Source organism: Brochothrix sp. (assembly GCF_017549435.1).
Classification (GTDB): domain Bacteria; phylum Bacillota; class Bacilli; order Lactobacillales; family Listeriaceae; genus Brochothrix; species Brochothrix thermosphacta.
The window spans coordinates 1-4910 of the sequence record NZ_JAFYUW010000065.1 but is presented as its reverse complement, the minus strand read 5'-3'; the positions used below and the strand labels follow the sequence as shown (position 1 = coordinate 4910).

At 35.2% G+C, this 4910-nt stretch carries 6 protein-coding genes; all 6 read left to right on the top strand.

Features of this window, described 5'->3' with window-relative positions:
• The coding region (locus IKV95_RS04475; protein WP_483296358.1) for a beta-ketoacyl-[acyl-carrier-protein] synthase family protein at positions 1-557 on the top strand (557 nt) is incomplete at its 5' end.
• A gap of 77 nt (positions 558-634) precedes the next feature.
• Positions 635-1207, top strand: coding sequence for a beta-ketoacyl synthase N-terminal-like domain-containing protein (locus IKV95_RS04470; RefSeq protein WP_287451443.1), 573 nt, complete (start codon positions 635-637; stop codon positions 1205-1207).
• A 63-nt stretch (positions 1208-1270) separates the two neighbouring features.
• On the top strand, positions 1271-1933 hold the full coding sequence (locus tag IKV95_RS04465; RefSeq protein ID WP_029092113.1) for a lysophospholipid acyltransferase family protein: 663 nt from the start codon (positions 1271-1273) through the stop codon (positions 1931-1933).
• A 519-nt stretch (positions 1934-2452) separates the two neighbouring features.
• Positions 2453-3151 carry an ABC transporter ATP-binding protein gene (locus tag IKV95_RS04460; RefSeq protein WP_069128629.1) on the top strand — a complete coding sequence of 233 codons (699 nt, stop codon included), beginning with the start codon at positions 2453-2455 and terminating at the stop codon, positions 3149-3151.
• A complete protein-coding gene (locus IKV95_RS04455; protein WP_287451442.1) occupies positions 3141-4412 on the top strand; it encodes an ABC transporter permease in 1272 nt (423 codons plus the stop codon). Before IKV95_RS04460 ends, IKV95_RS04455 begins: the two co-directional genes overlap by 11 nt.
• 18 nt (positions 4413-4430) lie before the next feature.
• Positions 4431-4910, top strand: a 480-nt coding sequence (locus tag IKV95_RS04450; protein ID WP_287451441.1) for an ABC transporter ATP-binding protein, incomplete at its 3' end; no start/stop codon positions are given.

Below are 4910 nucleotides of genomic sequence, written 5' to 3'. Positions count from 1 at the left end.
GAGACGGTATGCTCGTATCTGAAGGTGCAGCAATCTTGCAGTTAGAAGAATTAGAACATGCAAAAGCGCGTAATGCTATCATCATTTCTGAATTAACCGGCATCGGATTATCGAGTGATGCCCATCATATTAATATTCCACACCCTGAAGGTAGCGGTTTAAAAATAGCGATTGAAAACGCCCTGAAAGATGCAAAGATAGCGGGGAGTATGATTGACTACATTTCATTACATGGCACAGGAACGCAAAAAAACGATTCTATTGAAGCGCGTGTTCTTAATGACTTATTCGCTAATAAAGCACCGAGTGCAAGTTCTATTAAATCGATGATTGGTCATACGATGGGGGCTTCTAGTGCAATTGAAGCCGCAGTCTGTTGCTTAGCGACACAAAACAATGTTGTGCCACCAACGGTTAACTTTACTGAAGCTGATCCTGAATGTGCAATTGATTGTATTCCTAATAAGGCCCGTCAGTTAACAGTTGATTATGCTTTAAATCTTTCTGCAGGTTTTGGTGGAACAAATGCAGCGCTCATTTTCAAAAAATATCAGTAAAGAGGGAGGGCCTCATTATTAACGAATATATAAAACACAAGTATAGTGTTGATCCCACTAGAAGTGAGACACATCTAGTGGATGAAAAGACAGTCACACTAGTAAAGCTCAGTCTACCAGCAGTGGATGCACCTTTAAATCACCGTCTAGGGAAAAAAAGTTTGCGATTACCAGAGGCAATCCAAATCGCTGTGTATGAAAGTGGAAAATTACTTCAACTAGCGAACATTGATGTGGATGCACCGTTAGGCTCAAGGTGGGGGGTGTATGTAGACGCACCTTACAGTCATATTGAAAACACCTATCAGTTAATGAAAGAAGCCTATGATAGCTCACCAGCCTATATAAGTCCGATGAAATTTCCAAGTTCAGTGTTGAATAGTATGTCTGGTTGGCTATCTGTTGCTTATGGCATTACTGGACCTAATTCAACAATATTTAATGGGTTCACAGATGGTAGGGGGGCATTTGATTTGGCAGTTAAAAATATCGATGCAGGTAGACTTGATTATGCGTTAGTTGTCTACTTAAAAGAATATACACCTTATATTTTAGAAAATATCACGATTGAGCAGCACCAGCTTCATTTTGAGGAAGAAATGACAATTTTAATCTTACAATCGCCACATGTGAATTCAAAAGAAGCCTAAGCATTGGTTTGTTTTTTAACAACAATGGAGCAATAACACGTAAACGATAGAGGGGGTTCCATCATGTTTAAAAAATTCAAAAGAAACATGCAAATAAAAAAATATACCTTATTAGGAAATGCGATTAAAGAAACGTATTTAAAAAACTACGATAAAATCACAAATCATGTCGAACTGTCAGATGATGTGTTTATTAAACAATTTATCATCGTGTCTTGGCACCAAGGAATCGGCGCAATGTTACATTTTCTACTCGTGACCAAACCACCAAAGCTAGCAGTCATTATGTCTAATAATCCACAAAATTTTATTTGTATCCCATTGTTTGAACATTTAAATATTGAAATTATACGTCAAGATGAAAATGATACGAATGCTTTTGCGCGTGCAAAACAGATTCATCATTATTTAACAGAAGGTTACTCTATTTTTAATTTTTCTGACGGGCCTAATGGACCAAGTAAAGTATTTAAAAAGGATATGCTGTTTTTCTCTAAAAAATATAAAATTCCGATTTTACCACTCATTGCAACCGCAGACAACTATACATTATTAAGGAAATCGTGGGACCAATCCTATTTATTAAATGCAAAAACCAGTCAATTTTGGGTTAGAAATGATGTGTCGATGGTTGTAACAGATCTTGAAAAAGATGCGCTCACAATTACTAAACAATTGAATGAACTCGAAAGCGAATTGTTCGAGTTAAGAGACAGCACCAAGTAAGCAATAAGTTAGATTGAAGGGAGGTGGAATCTATGGTTACAGGATTAGCTATACTTGCAGGTATCGGTGGTATCGGATTAGCATCACTTTGCTAATAAAAAAGCCACAATGAAGAAAAAAATGTGAATTAGGTACTTAGAAAGTACTGAAGTAGGTCAATAATCTAGTGTTTTATTATGCTAAAGAAGCACTCAAAGGAGGTGGAATCTATGTTTACAGGATTAGCTATACTTGCAGGTATCGGTGGCGTTGGACTATTATCACTTTGCTAATAAAAAGTCACGGAGAATAAAACAAAATAGAGGTACTTAAAAAGTACTGAGGTATGTCAGCAATCTCAAAAGTATGTGTAACAGCTATTTGTACGAAACCCCACAGGGCTCCTATAGTTAACTGTTACACATCTTTATTCATGTGTTGTTTTAAAAATTGTCAAATAACAGTAGTAATTGTCTATTTCTAAAAAAGCACACGAATAGTGTTTTAGAGTTGTTTGTGAACATAGAAGGAGTGATAATGATGAATTTTATTGAACTTAAGAACATTAATAAATCTTATGGTAAAAATCAGCAATATAAAGTATTAAAAGGAATCAATTTAACGATTCAACAAGGGGAATCTGTTGCAATTGTTGGGAAAAGTGGTTCTGGTAAATCAACGCTGATGCACATACTTGCGTTGCTTGATATTCCAACCTCAGGATCCATTGTGCTAAATAGTATGGAAATCGAAGCATTAAAAGAAAAAAAAGTGAATCAAATTCGTAATGAACAATTCGGTTTTGTTTTCCAACAGTTTTTTATGAAACCAAAAGATACCGTACTAAACAATGTGCTGTTACCATTACAGATTGCTAGTGAATCTTATAAACTATCAGCAAAACAACGTAAAATCAAAGTTCTGGAAGCTCTAGAAGCCGTAGATTTAAAAGAAAAAGCATTAAGTCGTGCAGCAGATTTATCAGGTGGGCAAAAGCAGCGTGTGTGTATCGCCCGCGCACTGGTTAATAATCCGGGTGTTATATTTGCTGATGAACCCACAGGTAACTTAGATAGCAAGACAAGCGATAAAATTCAAACATTATTGTTTGATATAAATAAAACTAAAGGAATAACCTTAGTAGTTGTAACACACGATGATGATTTTGCAAAAAAATTCGATCGCCAATTTTATTTACAAGATGGTGAAATTATAAAGGAGTACAGCAATGACAATTAAAGATCTGCTTATATCAGCAATGAAAAATATCCTACAACATAAAACCCGTACCATTTTAACAATTATTGCGATTTTAATTGGGACGTTTACAATCTCTTTAACAATCGGTATTAATGTGGGTGTTAATAAATACCTGGATGATCAACTAGGCAATATCGGTGGTGAGAATAATCTAACCATTGCACGTAAAACAGATAATGGATTAAATATTGATAACAGTGAGCCAGTTGAATATAAAGATGGTACGTCTCAAGCTGCGACACTAACAGAAAAAGACATCAATAAAATAAAGAAGGTAACAAATATCATTGAAGTAACTCCAATCCAAACCCCAATCATTGAATATGCAAAAAGTGGGGATGGAAAAAAATATCTTTTGCCAGTATCGACTGCAATTAATGGTATTTCAAATACAATGCAAGCAGGAAACATGGTAGATATGTCAGCAAAAGAAAATCAAATAATCATAGCTCCCGAATATGTGAAAACATTAGGCTTAAAATCAAATAAGAAAGCCGTGGGCAAAAAAATAAAATTGGCCATTACTTCTCAAGTTGATGAATCTGAAAAAATAATTGAAGCAAAGGTTGTCGGCGTATTAACAAAAAGCCTCATTCAAGGTGGGCAATCGCGTGTTAATAAACAGTTAGCAGACGAGATCTTGGCTATTAATAATAAGGGCGTTCCGGCGAAAATTAAAAATAGTTATCAATTTTTAACTGTGGAAGTAAAACCAAGTACGGATGCTCAAACGATGAAAACAGTCAAAAAAGATCTGGATAAATTAGGCTTTATGTCACAAACAGTTGAGGATTCAGTTGGGATTATTTATACAGTAATTAATGCAGTTACGGGTGTATTAACTTTATTTGGTATGTTATCGCTTTTTGCAGCTTGTTTCGGCATTATCAATACACTCTATATGTCAGTACAAGAGCGAACACGTGAAATCGGTTTAATGAAAGCATTAGGAATGAGTAAACGAAAGATTTTTATTCTGTTTAGCTTTGAAGCAATTTTAATTGGTTTCTTAGGTTCATTATTGGGAATTGTGAGCGCACAATTATTAGGTAGTGGCATCAACTCCATTGCATCTAGCGGGTTTTTAGAAGAGTTATCAGGATTGAAATTAGTTGATATTAGTCTAATGACTGCGAGTATCATTTCATTATCAATTATGCTGGTAGCATTTATTGCAGGGACTTTCCCAGCTAAAAAAGCAGCCAAATTAGATCCGATTATCGCTTTGCGACATGAATAAAAAGGAGGGGGCAAGTGGATGACTTATGAAATTGTGTCTATGAAAAAAGTCAATAAGAAATTCTCTGGAAAAACGGCATTAGAAAATATCAGTTTTAGTATTTTAAAAGGAGAAATTTTCGGCTTTTTAGGCCCCTCAGGTTCAGGTAAAACAACAACCATTAATATTTTGACTGGGCAACTGGCACAAGATTCAGGAGAGGCATATTTGTTAGGCAAAGCGGTTTCTGAACTTGGAAGAAATGAATTTTCTAATATGGGAATTGTCAGTGATACCAGTGGTTTTTATGAAAAAATGACCGTGTATAAAAACTTATTAATTTACGCTAAAATTCATGGTGTATTAGCGATTGAAATCACAAATTTATTACAAAATGTCGGCTTACTAGAACATCAGAATAAATTAGCGTCAGAACTCTCTACTGGTATGCGACAACGAATGTTATTAGCACGGGCGATGATTAATCGCCCACACATTTTATTTTTAGATGAGCCGACG